This is a genomic window from Oceanicaulis sp. UBA6590 (genome assembly GCF_002433705.1).
In the GTDB taxonomy this organism is placed as follows: domain Bacteria; phylum Pseudomonadota; class Alphaproteobacteria; order Caulobacterales; family Maricaulaceae; genus Oceanicaulis.
In genome coordinates, this window is record NZ_DJIQ01000022.1 from 264101 (window position 1) to 278482 (window position 14382).

13 protein-coding genes are annotated in these 14382 nt (G+C 63.8%); 10 read left to right on the forward strand and 3 right to left on the reverse strand.

What is annotated here, in order from left to right:
- Window positions 1–96: 96 nt before the first annotated feature.
- Complete coding sequence (gene clpB / locus B2Z70_RS04955; protein WP_292981704.1) at window positions 97–2721, forward strand: ATP-dependent chaperone ClpB; 2625 nt, start codon at window positions 97–99, stop codon at window positions 2719–2721.
- Window positions 2722–2794: 73 nt separating this feature from the next.
- Here clpB and B2Z70_RS04960 read toward each other — a convergent pair whose 3' ends face one another.
- Window positions 2795–3787 (reverse strand): aldo/keto reductase, encoded by a 993-nt coding sequence (locus B2Z70_RS04960; protein WP_292981706.1) that lies wholly within the window; start codon window positions 3785–3787, stop codon window positions 2795–2797.
- A gap of 62 nt (window positions 3788–3849) precedes the next feature.
- Here B2Z70_RS04960 and B2Z70_RS04965 point away from each other — a divergent pair, with 62 nt between their 5' ends.
- Window positions 3850–4473 (forward strand): TetR/AcrR family transcriptional regulator, encoded by a 624-nt coding sequence (locus B2Z70_RS04965; protein ID WP_292981708.1) that lies wholly within the window; start codon window positions 3850–3852, stop codon window positions 4471–4473.
- On the opposite strand, the gene B2Z70_RS04970 is transcribed toward B2Z70_RS04965, so the two are convergent.
- The gene (locus tag B2Z70_RS04970; RefSeq protein WP_292981710.1) at window positions 4470–4907 is read right to left on the reverse strand and encodes a glyoxalase superfamily protein; all 438 of its coding nucleotides are present in this window, start codon (window positions 4905–4907) and stop codon (window positions 4470–4472) included. The genes B2Z70_RS04965 and B2Z70_RS04970 overlap by 4 nt on opposite strands.
- A gap of 280 nt (window positions 4908–5187) precedes the next feature.
- Here B2Z70_RS04970 and B2Z70_RS04975 point away from each other — a divergent pair, with 280 nt between their 5' ends.
- Window positions 5188–6027 carry a dienelactone hydrolase family protein gene (locus tag B2Z70_RS04975; RefSeq protein ID WP_292981712.1) on the forward strand — a complete coding sequence of 280 codons (840 nt, stop codon included), beginning with the start codon at window positions 5188–5190 and terminating at the stop codon, window positions 6025–6027.
- A 3-nt stretch (window positions 6028–6030) separates the two neighbouring features.
- Here the strand turns inward: B2Z70_RS04975 and B2Z70_RS04980 are convergent, their stop codons facing one another.
- Complete coding sequence (locus B2Z70_RS04980; protein ID WP_009802925.1) at window positions 6031–7527, reverse strand: M23 family metallopeptidase; 1497 nt, start codon at window positions 7525–7527, stop codon at window positions 6031–6033.
- A 228-nt stretch (window positions 7528–7755) separates the two neighbouring features.
- On the opposite strand from B2Z70_RS04980, the gene B2Z70_RS04985 reads away from it, so the two are divergent.
- The 7 genes from B2Z70_RS04985 (at window position 7756) to B2Z70_RS05015 (ending at window position 14380) form a co-directional block, all read left to right on the forward strand.
- Complete coding sequence (locus B2Z70_RS04985) at window positions 7756–7995, forward strand: hypothetical protein (RefSeq protein WP_009802926.1); 240 nt, start codon at window positions 7756–7758, stop codon at window positions 7993–7995.
- Between the two features lie 57 nt (window positions 7996–8052).
- Window positions 8053–8730 carry a histidine phosphotransferase family protein gene (locus B2Z70_RS04990; RefSeq protein ID WP_292981715.1) on the forward strand — a complete coding sequence of 226 codons (678 nt, stop codon included), beginning with the start codon at window positions 8053–8055 and terminating at the stop codon, window positions 8728–8730.
- A 102-nt stretch (window positions 8731–8832) separates the two neighbouring features.
- Complete coding sequence (locus tag B2Z70_RS04995; RefSeq protein ID WP_292981718.1) at window positions 8833–11619, forward strand: chemotaxis protein CheA; 2787 nt, start codon at window positions 8833–8835, stop codon at window positions 11617–11619.
- 12 nt (window positions 11620–11631) lie between these two features.
- Window positions 11632–12081 (forward strand): chemotaxis protein CheW, encoded by a 450-nt coding sequence (locus tag B2Z70_RS05000; RefSeq protein ID WP_009802929.1) that lies wholly within the window; start codon window positions 11632–11634, stop codon window positions 12079–12081.
- Window positions 12082–12096: 15 nt separating this feature from the next.
- Window positions 12097–12462, forward strand: coding sequence for a response regulator (locus B2Z70_RS05005; protein WP_009802930.1), 366 nt, complete (start codon window positions 12097–12099; stop codon window positions 12460–12462).
- Between the two features lie 14 nt (window positions 12463–12476).
- Window positions 12477–13553, forward strand: coding sequence for a protein-glutamate methylesterase/protein-glutamine glutaminase (locus tag B2Z70_RS05010; RefSeq protein WP_040612703.1), 1077 nt, complete (start codon window positions 12477–12479; stop codon window positions 13551–13553).
- Window positions 13550–14380: a CheR family methyltransferase gene (locus tag B2Z70_RS05015; RefSeq protein ID WP_292981728.1), complete on the forward strand. Its 831-nt coding sequence runs from the start codon at window positions 13550–13552 to the stop codon at window positions 14378–14380. The genes B2Z70_RS05010 and B2Z70_RS05015 overlap by 4 nt, the downstream gene beginning before the upstream one ends.
- Window positions 14381–14382: the final 2 nt, after the last annotated feature.

Consider the following 14382-nt stretch of genomic DNA (forward strand, 5'->3'; position numbering starts at 1 on the left):
GCAACACCTACTTCGAACTCTGACAGGGCGGTATGGGGATGCTTCCAAGAAGGTCGCCGACCCCGCCTGTCTCGCTGAACCTCAGGAGACATGACTATGGACTTTGAAAAATTCACCGACCGGGCCCGAACCGTGCTGCAAGGCGCGCAGGGTCTGGCGCTCAAGAACAAGAACCAGCACTTTTCGCCCGAGCACCTTCTGAAGGCGCTCCTGGATGACGACCAGAAGCTGACGGTCAATCTGATCAAGGCGGCGGGCGGTCGTCCCGACGTGGCTGCTGACCTGACCGAGCGGGCTCTGACCGCGCTTCCGAAAGTGGAGAGCGCGACGGGCCAGCTGTATCTGGCGCCGAAGACCGCCGAGGTCTTCACCACCGCCGAGGAAGCCGCCAAGAAGGCGGGCGATGAGTACATCACCGCCGAGCGCATCCTGCAGGGCCTGACCCTGGTGAAGGGCCAGAAGGCCGAGGAAATCCTCAAGCAGGCGGGCGTGACGCCTCAGGCGCTCAACACCGCCGTCAATGATCTGCGTCAGGGCCGCACCGCCGACAGCCAGTCGGCCGAAGACAGCTATGAGGCGCTAAAGAAATACGCGCGCGACCTCACCGAAGTGGCGCGGGAAGGCAAGCTTGATCCGGTCATCGGCCGGGACGAGGAGATCCGCCGTGCGGTTCAGGTGCTGTCGCGCCGGACCAAGAACAATCCGGTGCTGATCGGTGAGCCGGGCGTAGGTAAAACCGCGATTGCCGAGGGCTTGGCCCTGCGCATCGTCAATGGCGACGTGCCGGAAAGCCTCAAAGGCAAACGCCTCCTCGCCCTAGATATGGGCTCTCTCATTGCTGGCGCGAAGTATCGCGGCGAGTTCGAGGAGCGCCTGAAATCGGTGCTGAACGAAGTCGAAGCGGCTGGCGGCAACATCATCCTCTTCATCGACGAGATGCACACGCTGGTCGGCGCGGGCAAGACCGATGGCGCAATGGATGCGTCCAACCTCCTCAAGCCGGCTCTGGCGCGCGGTGAGCTGCACTGTGTGGGCGCGACGACGCTCGATGAGTATCGCAAGCATGTGGAGAAGGACGCCGCTCTGGCGCGGCGTTTCCAGCCGGTCTTCGTGGAAGAACCGACGGTGGAAGACACCATCTCCATCCTTCGCGGTCTGAAGGAGAAATACGAAGTGCACCACGGGGTGCGCATCGCGGACGGCGCCATCGTGGCGGCGGCGACCCTGTCGAACCGTTACATCACCGACCGCTTCCTGCCCGACAAGGCGATCGACCTGATGGACGAGGCGTCGGCCCGCTTGCGCATGCAGGTGGATTCCAAGCCCGAAGAGCTTGATGAGCTCGACCGCCGGATCATCCAGCTGAAGATTGAGGCTGAAGCGCTCAAGAAAGAGGGAGACGAGGCGTCCAAGAAGCGTCTGGAAAGCCTGAACAAGGAATTGTCCGAGCTCGAAGGCCGCTCCGCCGAGCTCACCGCGGCCTGGCGCGCTGAGAAGGACAAGCTCGCCTCCTCGACCGAACTCAAGGAGCGGCTGGATCGCCTGCGCGCCGAACTCGCCGATGCGGAACGCCGCGGCGATCTCGGCAAGGCGTCCGAGCTGAAATACGGCCAGATCCCTCAGATCGAAAAGCAGCTGAAAGAGGCTGAAGACGCCGCTGACGGCGCCGCGAATGACTCTTCCGCCCTCGTCAAAGAGGTCGTGGACGAAGAGCAGATCGCGGCTGTGGTCAGCCGCTGGACCGGCGTGCCGGTCGACAAGATGCTTGAAGGCGAGCGCGAGAAGCTTCTGGCCATGGAAGAGGGTCTGCGCAAGCGGGTCGTCGGCCAGGAAGAGGCGCTTGAAGCGGTCTCTGACGCCGTGCGCCGTTCGCGTGCGGGCCTTAAAGATCCCAGCCGTCCCATCGGCTCCTTCCTGTTCCTCGGCCCGACGGGCGTGGGCAAGACCGAGCTGACCAAGGCCTTGGCGGAGTTCCTGTTTGACGACGAAACCGCGGTCACCCGCATGGACATGTCCGAATACATGGAGAAGCACTCCGTCGCCCGCCTCATCGGCGCGCCTCCGGGCTATGTCGGCTATGAAGAGGGCGGGGCGCTGACCGAAAGCGTGCGGCGTCGGCCCTATCAGGTCGTGCTGTTCGACGAGGTCGAGAAAGCGCACCCGGACGTCTTCAACGTGCTCTTGCAGGTGCTCGATGATGGACGTCTGACCGATGGTCAGGGCCGCACGGTCGACTTCCGCAACACCATCCTGATCATGACCTCGAACCTCGGGTCCGAGTTCCTGCTGGCCGGTGATGTGGAGGCGGCGCGCGATCAGGTCATGGATGTGGTGCGGTCTTCGTTCCGGCCCGAATTCCTCAACCGGATCGACGAGATCATTCTGTTCCGTCGTCTCGAGGAGCAGCATATGGGCGCCATTGTCGACATCCAGCTCAAGCGGCTTGAGAAGCTCCTGGCGGATCGCCGGATGACGCTGGAGCTTGATGAGAGCGCGCGTCAGTGGCTCGCGACCAAGGGGTATGACCCCGCCTATGGCGCGCGTCCTCTGAAGCGCGTGATCCAGAAAGAGCTGCAGGACCCGCTGGCGCGCCTGATCCTGGAGGGTAGCCTGCAGGACGGTGAAACGCTGAAGGTCTCGACCGAAGGCGGCGCGCTGACGGTGAACGGCAAGGCCGTGAGCCGCAACGCTCAGCCGCCCAAGGCCGCAGTCATCCAATAAGTCTTCTGCCCGGAGGGCGGGGCTTGTGTGAAACGGGGCGGAGCCAGCGGCTCCGCCCCGTTTTGCGTGTGGACTAGCGCGACAGGACGGCCATGCCGCCCTCGGCATAGCGCGTGCCTTTGACCGCGTCTGGCGGCGTCGCCGCTTCCAGCGCCTGGATGTCGGCCGCGCTCAGATTGAACTCGAGCGCCCTGGCGTTCTCTTCCAGCCGCTCGATCTTGCGCGTGCCCGGAATGGGCAGGACGCCGTCTTTTGACAGGAGCCAGGCGAGCGCCAGCTGGGCTGGAGTGACGCCGCGGTCTGACGCCATCTGCGCGATGAGGTCCGCCAGCGCCACATTGGCGGCGAGATTGTCGCCCTGAAAGCGCGGGAAGTAGGCCATCTTGCGCAGATCACCGTCCTCAAGATCGTCCGGGCTGCGGAAGGCCCCGGCGAGAAGACCACGCCCCAGCGGGGAATAGGCCACAAAGGCCGCCCCGATCTCACGGCAGGTTTCAAGCGTGCCGTCCGATTCAGGGTCGCGGGTGGTCAGTGAGTATTCCGATTGCAGGGCGCTGACCGGAAAGACGGCATGCGCGCGTTTGAGCGTGCTGGCGCTGACTTCACTCAGGCCCGCCGCCCGGATCTTGCCGGCCTTGGCGAGATCGGCGAGGGCGCCCATGGAGTCCTCAATCGGGGTCACGCCATCCAGGCGGTGCAGATAGTACAGGTCGATCACCTCCACGCCGAGACGTTTGAGCGAAGCGTCGCAGGCCGCCTTGATGTAGTCCGGCGAGGTGTCGATGGAGCGGGCGGCAGGCTCGTTGTTGCGAATGATGCCGCATTTGGTGGCGAGGGTGACGGCGTCCCGGCGGGTTTTCAGAAACTGCCCGACGAGTTCTTCATTGCGCCCCTCGCCATACATGTCAGCGGTGTCAAACAGCGTCACGCCCAGCTCCACCGCGCGCGCCATGACTTTCAAGGATTGGGCGTCATCAGACGAGCCGTAGAATTCGCTCATTCCCATACAGCCCAGTCCGAGCCTTGCGACAGGTGTCGACAAGCCGGTGAGAGTCAGAGTTTTCATGGTAGACCTCAATAGAAGAAAAGCATGGTACGGTACCGTACCGTTTACAATGGGTCTTCAGGATGACCGCTTCAAGTCCGGAACCGGAAAAAACCGATCCGTCGTCGAGGGACGAGGTAACGGCGCGCCTTCTGGACGCGGCTGAATCGCTTTTTGTGGCGCAGGGCGTGAACGGCGTAAGCATGGAGGCGGTGGCCAAGGCCGCGCGCGCCTCAAAGCGCACGCTCTACGCCCGCTTTCCCTCCAAGGCGGATCTGGTCGGCGCTGTCGCGGCGCGTCTCTATGAAGGATTAAGGACGCGTCTGTCCGAGCTTCCTGATGATCTCGATCTGACAGCGTTTCTGGAAGGCTTCGCGTCCGGCGTGCTTGATGCGTTGTCTGAGGAGAAGATGAAGGGCTTTCTGCGTCTCGTCATCAGTGAGGCGGTGGTGCAGCCCGAGTTCGCCCGTGCGGTGCTGGAGGCGGGCAAGCTGCCCGCCACCCAGGTGCTGGTCACGCGTCTGGAAGCGGAAAAGGCACGCGGCGTTCTGAGCCCGGACATGGATTCTGCGCTCGCCGCCCGCCAGTTCATGGGGCTCGTGAAAGAGCCCGTCTTCTGGCCGGTCATGCTGGGCGCAGAGCCCTTGCCGCAGGCTGCCGTGATCGACAATGCAATCACGCTTTTTGTGAAGGCGTACGCGCGCTAGACCGCCCGCAATCTTACGTGAGGCTGGCCGTCGGACGTCCGGTCTGGCGACACGCCATCCCGGTCAAGCGTTACGCTGACGCGTTTTCTGAACGCCGAGAAGCTGTCGAACCGCACCACATCCACCGGCTCGTCAAAGTCGAAGCTGACCTGGTAGAGCGCGCCGTTTGCGAGGCGTTTGACCGACACGATTTCGCCGGTGAAGGACTGGCCGAGATAGGCGCCTGAACGCTGGTCGCCCACGCGATAGGGTTCGCTCGGGCGATTGCCGGCGCGGGCGTGGAGCGTGTTCCAGTCCCGAAAGCCGTATTGCTTCGCCAGAAGCTCAAGGGATTCAGAATGGGTGATGAAATCGCCGTCATCCACCAGCGCCGCGCGCAGGCGTTTGGCCTGAGCTTTCAGCTCAGCAATATCGGGCAGGATTTGGGTCGTCATGGTGTGCGCCTTTCATGAAGGCGGCCTGAATACCGGCGGGGCCCGCATTGCCGCCGCGCCGCCTGAAAGCTGCACGACTGACACAAGATCAAAGGGAAGACTTCACCAGGGATCGAAATCCTGCGGACGGCGAGCGCTTCCAGCTCAGGGCGCTGCAGATACGCCTGGCTGACCGCGGGGTCAAGCTGAAGCTCGTCCTTGGCGGAAAATGAGGACTGTCTGACTGACGCAAATGCGGTCATGCTGGTCGCAGCGGGACCCTGACCTTGAGGGACACTGGATGGCGCAGTTTGAATCCGAGAGCCGACAGGCGCTCTACTCCGATATACTGGCGCAGGATGACCGTACGCCCTTCGCCACGGTGTTTGACTGGGAAGCCCAGGGCATGGCGCATCCTGTCCTGGTGAAAGGAGAGGGGCCGGGCATCATCCTGATGCATGAGCTGCCCGGCTTCGTGCCGGAGTTCTGGAGGCTCGCGAACTGGATCGTGGCCGCCGGGTTCAGGGTCTACGCCCCCGCGCTTTATGACGCCGCCGGCACGCCGCATGAAGAGCTGGTGGAGATCCACGGCAAGGTGGGCGGCATGGCGCGCGCCTGCGTCAGCCGGGAAATCCGTCTCTTCGCCAAATCAGGCGGCTCACCCATTTCAGACTGGCTGCGCACCCTGGCGCGTGAGGTGCATGAAGAGTGCGGCGGGCCGGGTGTGGGCGCCGTCGGGCTTTGTCTCACGGGCAATTTCGCCTGGTCGGTGGCGGTGGAGCCGAGCGTCATTGCAGCGGTCGCGTGCGAGCCCGCCCTGCCGTTCAATGCGGCGGGTTCGATCCATCTTGATCCGGACGAGGCGGAGGCTCTGTCACAGCGCGAGAATCTGGAAATGATGGCCTTGCGTTTTGACGGGGACCCGTCATGCAAGGCGGCGCGGTTCGCCGCGCTTGAGGATTTGCTGGGCGACTGCCTCGAGACGCGGGTCCTGCCTGACGCGGCCAAGAACCCTCAGGGCAATCCCTTTCCCCATGCCGTTCTGACCAAGGATCTGATCGCCGAAGACGGCCAGCCCACGCTGGAAGCCGCGCGGGACGTTCTGGCCTTTCTCAGCTATCGCTTGAAACGCAGCGCCTGACGCTTACGCGTCGCCGGCATTGTCCGCGGTCAGGATGGCGCCGCCATCCTCGCGGACGTCCAGCGCCGGCGGAGCATTGTCGCGGATCTGGAGCAATTCATCGCGCGCGCGGGTGAAATCATCCAGCTCATCGGCTTCCAGTCGGCGACCGGTCGGAAGATCCAGGCTCATCGGATTGGTCGGATTGCCGTTCAGATGCACTTCGTAATGAAGGTGCGGGCCGGTGGAGCGACCGGTGGTGCCCACATAGGCGATGATCTGGCCTTGCTGGACCCGCGTGCCGGCGCGCACGCCGCTGGCGAAGCCCTGAAGGTGCGCATAGGCGGTCTGATAACCGTTGGCGTGGCGGATACGGACATAATTGCCGAAGGAGCCAAAGCGGTTGGCGCGCTCGACAATGCCTGCGCCGGCGGCCATCACCGGCGTGCCGCGCGGCGCGGCGAAATCGGTGCCGTTATGAGGCCGGTTGCGATTGAGGACCGGGTGGAAGCGCATGCCGAAGGACGAGGAGATGCGGGCGCCGTTGATCGGCATGCGCATCAGGAGGCGCTGGGCGCTTTCGCCTTCGCCGGTGTAATAGCCGACTTCGCCGTCATCCATTTCATAGCGGAAGTATTCCAGCGGATCGCCGCGACCGTCGAACACCACATAGAGGATGTCGCCCGTGCGCACGGTTTCGCCACGACTGTTCACGAAACGCTCGAACACCACATCGAACGGGTCGCCCGGCTGGACGGTGCGGAAGTCGACGGCGAAGCCCAGGATATTGGCCAGTTCGAAGACGACGCGGTCGGTCGCGCCCAGCTCGATGGCGGACAGATAGAGGCTGGAACTGACCTCGCCGCGCACGCGCACGACTTCGCGGCGCAGGCTGGCGGTGGCTTCACGGGCGTGGAACTGGCCCTGGCCGTCCCGTGACACGGTCAGCGTGCGTTCCTGATCGGGACGAAAGGAGAAGCCCGCAAGCCGCGTGGTGGAGACGGATCCTTCTTCGGTGTTGAAGGCATGCTGGATCTCATAGGGCGCAGGCGTTTCAAAATAGAGCGTCAGATCTTGCCCGGCGCGCAGAAGGCGCGCGGCGTAGAGCGGATCAAGCGCATTGATCGCGCGGGCGGCGTCAACGCGGTCCGCGCCGGCATCCGACAAAACGCTGGCGAAGGTCTGGCCGCGGCGCACGGTCACGTCCACGCTGTGCACGGCCGGGCGCTTGTTCGGATTGGTGAACAGGGCATGCTCGGTCAACACCGAAGACTGGGGCGCCGCGTCAAGCGCTTCGAGCGGGGAGACGGCGGCATCATCAGCATCTGCGGACTCCGCAGACATTTCGGTCGCGTCATCATCCGCCATCTCGGTCTGGGCTTGCGCCATCAGACGCGGATCGCTCTGGTCGCGACTGATCAGGAACCCGACCGTCAGCAACAGGGCGGCCCCGACTGCGATGAAGAAGACTAAAGAGCGTGAACGCCGGGCGTCGGCCAAGTGCACATCAAATCCGGACATGTACGCAGATTATCCCTCATTGCTCCCCACCAGCGGGGGAATGCTAGCGCGCCTGAAACGCATCTGGAAGTGCCGTTTACTGCAATCTTCGTTCCAGTCCGGCAGGGCGCCCGTCGTAAATCCGGGCTAAGGGTTACCCATATATTTCGATTTAGGGCGCATCGCTTAACAGGATGCAAAGATGCTGCGCGGTTTGATGTGGAGCCCGTATCAGGGAAGGGATTGTCCATGAAGGGTATTTTTGTGGCCATCGTGGTGATGGGCGCGCTGCTGGCGGCTTCGGTCTGGGTGTCCGTGTCTGTCTGGACCAGCATGGATGGCGGCGAGATCGCCTTTTCCATGAGCTGGCACGGTTGGCTGGCGCTCTTTCTGGGAGTCGTGTTCACGACGGCGCTGGGCATCGGCCTGATGATGCTGGTGTTTCATTCCAGCCGCAGCGGACATGACGATCTCGATGACGATGTGTGAGTTTCACGCAGGCCGTTAACCCTTTTCCAGTCGAGAATCGCATTAAGCATACTGATCATGAGCACAGAGACCGCCCCCACCGCCGCCGAACTCGCAGCCCTGCTGTCCTCCCGCGTCTGTCACGACATTGCGGGACCGACCAGCGCCATGGGCGCGGCCCTGTCCGTTCTGGACGATGAAAGCGCCCTGGACATGCGCGATGACGCCATCGCCCTGCTGCGGACCGGCGCCAAGCAGATCCGGGCCAAGCTGGAATATGCGCGCGTCTGTTTCGGCGCCGCCGGCTCACGGGGAGGCGAGGTCAGCCTGTCCGAGATCAAGTCCCTGGCCGAGCCGATGTTCGAGGATTCCCGTCCTGATCTGGTCTGGCCTTCGGATGGCGGCGCCATCAGCAAGACGGCGGCCCGTGTGCTCTTGAATCTGATCTGGATCGGCGTGGACAGCCTGCCGCGCGGCGGCGATGTCATCATTGAGGCCAGCGCCAGCTCCGATGGCGGTGCGCGCTTGCGGGTGGCGGCCAAGGGCATGCGTTTGCGTCTGGACGAAGCGTATCAGAAAGCCATTCGCGGCGAGCGTCCCGAGGATGGTTACGATGGCCGTTCCGTGCAGCCCTATTATGCCGGGCTGATTGCACGCGAAAGTGGTGGTCGGGCGGAAGCCCGGCTGGACGGAGACCGGGTCGAACTGGCCGCTCTCATTGGTCCGGAAGGCAGCCAGATCAAGGCTGCTGAATAATCCCTTACATCTTTTGACGGAATGCGCAGGTTCCCAACCTTGCGTTAACTCTGCCCGTGACAGTGTTGGTGACAAAGCCGCTTTGTAACACCGGGGCTGACCATGGATGAATTGATCGGCGAGTTCCTCGCAGAGACGTCGGAGAGCCTCGACGTCATTGACGTTGAGCTTGTAAAGTTTGAGGCGGATCCGACGGATCGTGCGACGCTGGATAATATTTTCCGGCTGCTTCACACCATCAAGGGGACGTGCGGATTCCTCGGCCTGGAACGGCTGGAAGCGATTGCTCACGCAGGTGAGACGCTTCTGGGCAAGTTCCGGGACGGCGACATGGTTGCGGACTCCAACGCCGTGACCGTGGTTCTCAAATCCCTGGATCGGATCAAGGAGATCACCAATGGTCTCGAGCAGACAGGCGTCGAGCCTGAAGGCGAGGACCGCGATCTGATCGATCGTCTGGAATCCCTGTCCATGGGCAAGGGCGATCCTGAAGCCGGCGCGCCTGCCGCTGCAGCGCCCGAACCTGAAATCATTCCCGAACCCGAGCCGGAGCCCGAACCCGAGCCCGAAATTGTCGCCGAAGCCGATGAAGGGCCCTCCGGTTATGATGCGGATCTCGGCCGCGAGCTTCGCCCCGGCGAGGTCTCCCTGGCGGATCTCGAGGCGGCCTTCCTCGCGACCCCGGGGCCAGAGTTCGAGGCCGAGGCCGAAACCGACGCCGGTCATGATCACGATCACGACCTCGAGGCCGATGACGACGCAGAGGAAGACCTGGTTCAGGCGGCTGCGCCTGTGAAATCAGAACCGTCAGCGCCAGCTCCGGCGGCTGCGAGCGCGGCGCCCAAGGCAGCCAAGGCGCCGGCCAATGATGATGGCGGTCAGCAGCAATCCCATCGCTCCCAGGCGACCATCCGCGTGAATGTGGATACGCTCGAAAACCTCATGACGACGGTTTCCGAGCTCGTTCTGGCCCGCAACCAGCTGCACCAGATCGTTCGCGATTCCGACGATTCCGCTCTGAAGACCCCGCTGCAGCGCCTGTCCTCGGTGACCGCCGAGCTGCAGGACGGCGTCATGAAGACCCGCATGCAGCCGGTCGGCGACGCCTGGCGCAAGCTGCCGCGAATCGTGCGCGACGTCAGCCAGGAGCTGGGCAAGAAGATCCGCCTCGTCCAGGAAGGCGAAGACACCGAGCTGGACCGGCAGGTGCTCGAGCTGATCCGTGATCCGCTCACCCACATGATCCGCAACTCCTGCGACCATGGCCTGGAGACGCCCGATGAGCGCGTCGCCGCCGGCAAGAGTGAAATGGGCACGGTGAAGCTGTCCGCCTATCACGAAGGCGGCGCCATCATCATGAAGATCATCGATGATGGTCGCGGGCTGAACGCCGAAAAGATTCGCGCCAAGGTGATCGAGAAGGGTCTCGCGACCGAGGCCGAACTCGAGAACATGAGCGAAGCGCAGATCCAGCGCTACATCTTCGCGCCGGGCTTCTCGACGGCGGCGGCGGTCACCAACCTGTCCGGCCGCGGCGTCGGCATGGACGTGGTGCGCACCAATATCGAACAGATTGGCGGGTCCATCGAACTGTTCTCCGAACAGGGCAAGGGCACCACCTTCACCATCAAGATCCCGCTGACCCTGGCGATCGTCTCCGCCCTCATCGTGAAATCGGGCGAGGAGCGCTTCGCGGCGCCGCAACTGTCGGTGCGAGAGCTGGTCCGGGTGGGCGCGGGCTCCTCGATCGCGGTCGAGACGCTGAATGGCGCGAACATGATCCGCCTGCGCGACCGTCTTCTGCCGGTCATTGCGCTGACCGAAGTGCTGAACACCGCGCCGCCGACCTCTGCAGACGAAATGACCGGTTATGTCATCGTGCTCGAGGCGGCCGGCCGCAAGATCGGCCTTGTGGTGGATGACGTGCTCGACACCGAGGAGATCGTGGTCAAGCCGCTCTCGGGTCCGCTGCGCAGCATCAATGTGTTCTCCGGCGCGACCATTCTGGGCGACGGCTCGGTGATCATGATCCTCGATCCCAACGGTCTGGCGCAGGAAACCTCCTCCGCCGAGGACGAAGAGAAGAGCGATGCGGCCGCCGAGGACGCGTCCGAGGCGCATGGCGCCAATGGCCGCCAGCGCCTGCTGCTGGTCCGCGCCGGCGGGGAGGAGCCCAAGGCGGTTCCGGTCAGCCTCATCACGCGTCTGGAAGACTTCGAAGCGAACACCATCGAACAGACCGACGGACGTTATGTGGTTCAGTATCGCGGACGCCTGCTGCCTCTGGCGCATGCGGGCGGCATGGATCACTTCCCCACCGAGGGGCGTCAGCCGGTTCTGGTCTTCGCCGAGGATGGCCGCTCCGCGGGCGTCGCGGTGGACGAGATCCTCGACGTGGTGGAAGAGCGCCTCGATCTGGAAATGGGATCGGATCGCCCGGGCGTGATCGGTTCGGCCATCATCAAGGGCAAGGCGACCGAAGTGCTCGATATCGCCTGGCACATGCAACGCGCCTGGAATGGCGCGCCGCAGCGCAAGGGCAAGTCCGGCACGGGCCGCAATGCGGTGCTGCTGGTTGAGGCCGACGCCTTCTCCCGGCGCATGCTGGCTCCGCTGCTGGCGGCGGCGGGCTATGACGTCACCGTGGCGGGCGGGCTTCACGAAGCGCGTGACGCGGCGACCATGGGCGCGGAATACGACGTGCTGGTCGGGGATCCGGCTGCACTCGCGCGTCTTCAGGAAGAAGGTGTTTACACCAATGTGCCTAGACTGGGCGTCGGTGAGCACGATTACACCCAGTCGACCGAGGGCTTTGTCGCCATCATGCCGGCCGGGGATCGTGGCGGCCTGATCGCGGCGCTGGACCAAGCCGCGCGCAGCGCGGCCTAGAGGAGAGCAGGCATGTCTGTTGAAGATAGCTTCGAATACGTCACGGTTCGCATTGGCGACCAGCTGTTCGGCGTCGAAGTTAAACAGATCCGGGAAGTCTTCTCGCCGCAGGACGTGACGTCTGTCCCGCGTGCGCCGGGAGAAATCGCGGGCCTGTTGAACCTGCGCGGCCGCATCGTGACGGCGGTTGATGCACGCCACCGTCTGGGGCTGCCGCCCCGCGACCCGGACGCCGCTGTCATGGCCCTGGGACTAGAAGAAGGTACGGAGCTGTTCGGGGTCCTGGTCGACCAGGTGGGCGAAGTCATGCGCCTGAAATCCGATACGCTTGAACCCACCCCGGCCCATCTGGATCCGAAATGGCGCGCTCTGCTCAAGGGCGTTCACCGTCTGGAAAAGGATTTGTTGGCGGTTTTGGACATCCGAGCCCTGATCGCCTGGCAAGGCGGACTTGCGGCTTAATCTTGGAGCATGGCTATGAAGACCTGCCTTGTTGTGGATGACAGCCGGGTTATCCGGAAAGTCGCCCGTAAAATCGTTGAAGATCTGGGCTTTGCCTGTGAAGAGGCCGCCGACGGCCAGCAGGCGCTGGATTACTGCAAGAAGAACATGCCCGAGGCGGTGCTTCTGGACTGGAACATGCCGGTCATGAACGGCCTGGATTTCCTGATCAAGCTGCGCGAAGAGCCCGACGGGAAGAAGCCTGTCGTCGTGTTCTGCACGACCGAGAATGACATGGCCCATATCACCCAGGCGCTGCGCGCGGGTGCGGATGAGTATGTCATGAAGCCGTTTGACGGTGACATCATCGAGAGCAAATTCGCCGAAACCGGCCTGGTCTAGATCGGAAGAACCAAGTGAGCGTATCTGCTTCCCCTGCGGGCCGATCCGGGCTGCCCAGCGTCTTGATCATCGACGACAGCGCCGTGGTGCGCGGTCTGGTGTCGCGCTGGATCGAGGCGGATTCCCGCCTGCAGGTTGCAGCGACCTGTTCAGATGGCGAAGTCGGCGTGCGCAAGGCGGCCGAACTGCAGCCTGACATCGTGGTGCTCGACATTGAGATGCCGCGCATGGACGGGCTGACGGCCCTGCCGCAAATCCTCAAGGCCTGCCCCAAGGCCAAGGTGGTGATGGCGTCCACTTTGACCCTGAAGGGCGGCGAGATCACCATGCGCGCCCTGTCGCTGGGCGCGGCCGACTATGCGCCCAAGCCCGAGGCGGGCCGCGTGGCGGGAGCGGAAGCCTATCGCAAGGAATTGCTCGACAAGCTGGTGGCGCTGAGCCCGCGCCCGGCCGGGATGGCGCCGCGTCCAATCTCGGTCAAACCCGCAACGCCGCGCCCCGTGGCGCCGGCGCGCCGGCCCAGCCTGATCGCGATCGGCTCGTCCACGGGCGGACCGCAGGCCTTGCGCGACGTCATCGGCGCGCTGCCGCGCGACACCAATGTGCCCATCGTCATCACCCAGCACATGCCCAAGCTGTTCACCGCCATTCTGGCCGAGCACCTGAGCAAGCTGGGCATGCCGGCTGCGGAAGCCAAGGAAGGCGAACCGCTGCGTCCGGGCCGCATCTATCTGGCGCCGGGTGATTTCCACATGACCCTGCGTTCGAACAACGGGGTGATCACGACCCATCTGGATCAGTCCCCGCCTGTGAATTTCTGCCGTCCGGCCGTGGATCCGCTGTTCAACAGCTGCGCCAAGGTCGCCGGCAATGGCGTGCTCGCCGTCGTGTTGACCGGCATGGGTCATGACGGCCGCGACGGCGCCCGCACTGTTCGTGAGGCCGGCGGCCAGGTCATCGCCCAGGATCAGGCGTCCAGCGTGGTCTGGGGCATGCCGGGCGCGGTTGCCGAAGCCGGACTCGCAGACCAAATCTTGAGCCTAAAAGACATTGGGCCGGAACTGACCCGGCGCCTGAAAGGACCGCTATGAGCGCTCTTCCTTCAAACAAGTTCGACTTTCTCTGTCAGGATGTTCGCAAGCGTTCAGGCCTGGTGCTCGGCCAGGAGAAGGCGTACCTGATCGACAGTCGGCTGGGCCCGCTCGCCCGCAAGGAAGGGTTCGCCTCCGTTGAGGCCCTGATCGACGCCATGATGCGCGGCGACCAGCGCATCTGCGTGGCCGCCAGCGAGGCGCTCGCCACGCATGAAACCTTCTTCTTCCGCGACAAGACGCCGTTTGACCTGTTCGAGAACGTGATTGCGCCGGCGCTCAAGACGGCGCGCATGGGACGCCAGCTGAAAATCTGGTGTGCGGCGGCCTCGTCCGGACAGGAGCCCTATTCCCTGGGCATGTTGCTGGATGAGATCCCCGGCCTGAGCGCGGATATTCTGGCCACGGACATGAGCGCGCCTGTGCTGGAGAAAGCCAAGGCGGGCATCTACACCCAGTTCGAGGTGCAGCGCGGCCTGCCGATCCAGCGCCTGGTGAAGCATTTCGATCAGGTCGGCGATTCCTGGCGGATCAAACCCCAGCTGCGTCAGAAAGTGCGCTTCGAACAGGCCAACCTGCTCGATGACTTTGCGCGCTTCGGCAAGATGGACGTTATCTTCTGCCGCAATGTGCTGATCTATTTCGACATCCAGACCAAGGCCAAGGTGCTCGACCGTCTGGCGGCGCAACTGGCCGATGACGGCTTCCTGCTTCTGGGCGCGGCGGAAACGGTGGTCGGTCTGACCGACAGCCTGCGTCCGATCAGCGGGCATCGGGGTCTGTACGCCAAACCCGCCATGGCGGCGAAACTGGCCTCGGCGGCCTGATC

Excerpts from the sequence above, each read along its gene's own strand:
- B2Z70_RS05000 (WP_009802929.1), top strand. The coding sequence starts at position 11,632 with ATGTCTGTTGAAGATAGCTTCGAATACGTCACGGTTCGCATTGGCGAC.
- B2Z70_RS04960 (WP_292981706.1), bottom strand. The coding sequence starts at position 3,787 with ATGAAAACTCTGACTCTCACCGGCTTGTCGACACCTGTCGCAAGGCTC.
- B2Z70_RS04975 (WP_292981712.1), top strand. The coding sequence starts at position 5,188 with ATGGCGCAGTTTGAATCCGAGAGCCGACAGGCGCTCTACTCCGATATA.
- B2Z70_RS05015 (WP_292981728.1), top strand. The coding sequence starts at position 13,550 with ATGAGCGCTCTTCCTTCAAACAAGTTCGACTTTCTCTGTCAGGATGTT.
- B2Z70_RS04980 (WP_009802925.1), bottom strand. The coding sequence starts at position 7,527 with ATGTCCGGATTTGATGTGCACTTGGCCGACGCCCGGCGTTCACGCTCT.
- B2Z70_RS04990 (WP_292981715.1), top strand. The coding sequence starts at position 8,053 with ATGAGCACAGAGACCGCCCCCACCGCCGCCGAACTCGCAGCCCTGCTG.
- B2Z70_RS04965 (WP_292981708.1), top strand. The coding sequence starts at position 3,850 with ATGACCGCTTCAAGTCCGGAACCGGAAAAAACCGATCCGTCGTCGAGG.
- B2Z70_RS04985 (WP_009802926.1), top strand. The coding sequence starts at position 7,756 with ATGAAGGGTATTTTTGTGGCCATCGTGGTGATGGGCGCGCTGCTGGCG.
- B2Z70_RS04995 (WP_292981718.1), top strand. The coding sequence starts at position 8,833 with ATGGATGAATTGATCGGCGAGTTCCTCGCAGAGACGTCGGAGAGCCTC.
- B2Z70_RS05005 (WP_009802930.1), top strand. The coding sequence starts at position 12,097 with ATGAAGACCTGCCTTGTTGTGGATGACAGCCGGGTTATCCGGAAAGTC.
- B2Z70_RS04970 (WP_292981710.1), bottom strand. The coding sequence starts at position 4,907 with ATGACGACCCAAATCCTGCCCGATATTGCTGAGCTGAAAGCTCAGGCC.
- clpB (WP_292981704.1), top strand. The coding sequence starts at position 97 with ATGGACTTTGAAAAATTCACCGACCGGGCCCGAACCGTGCTGCAAGGC.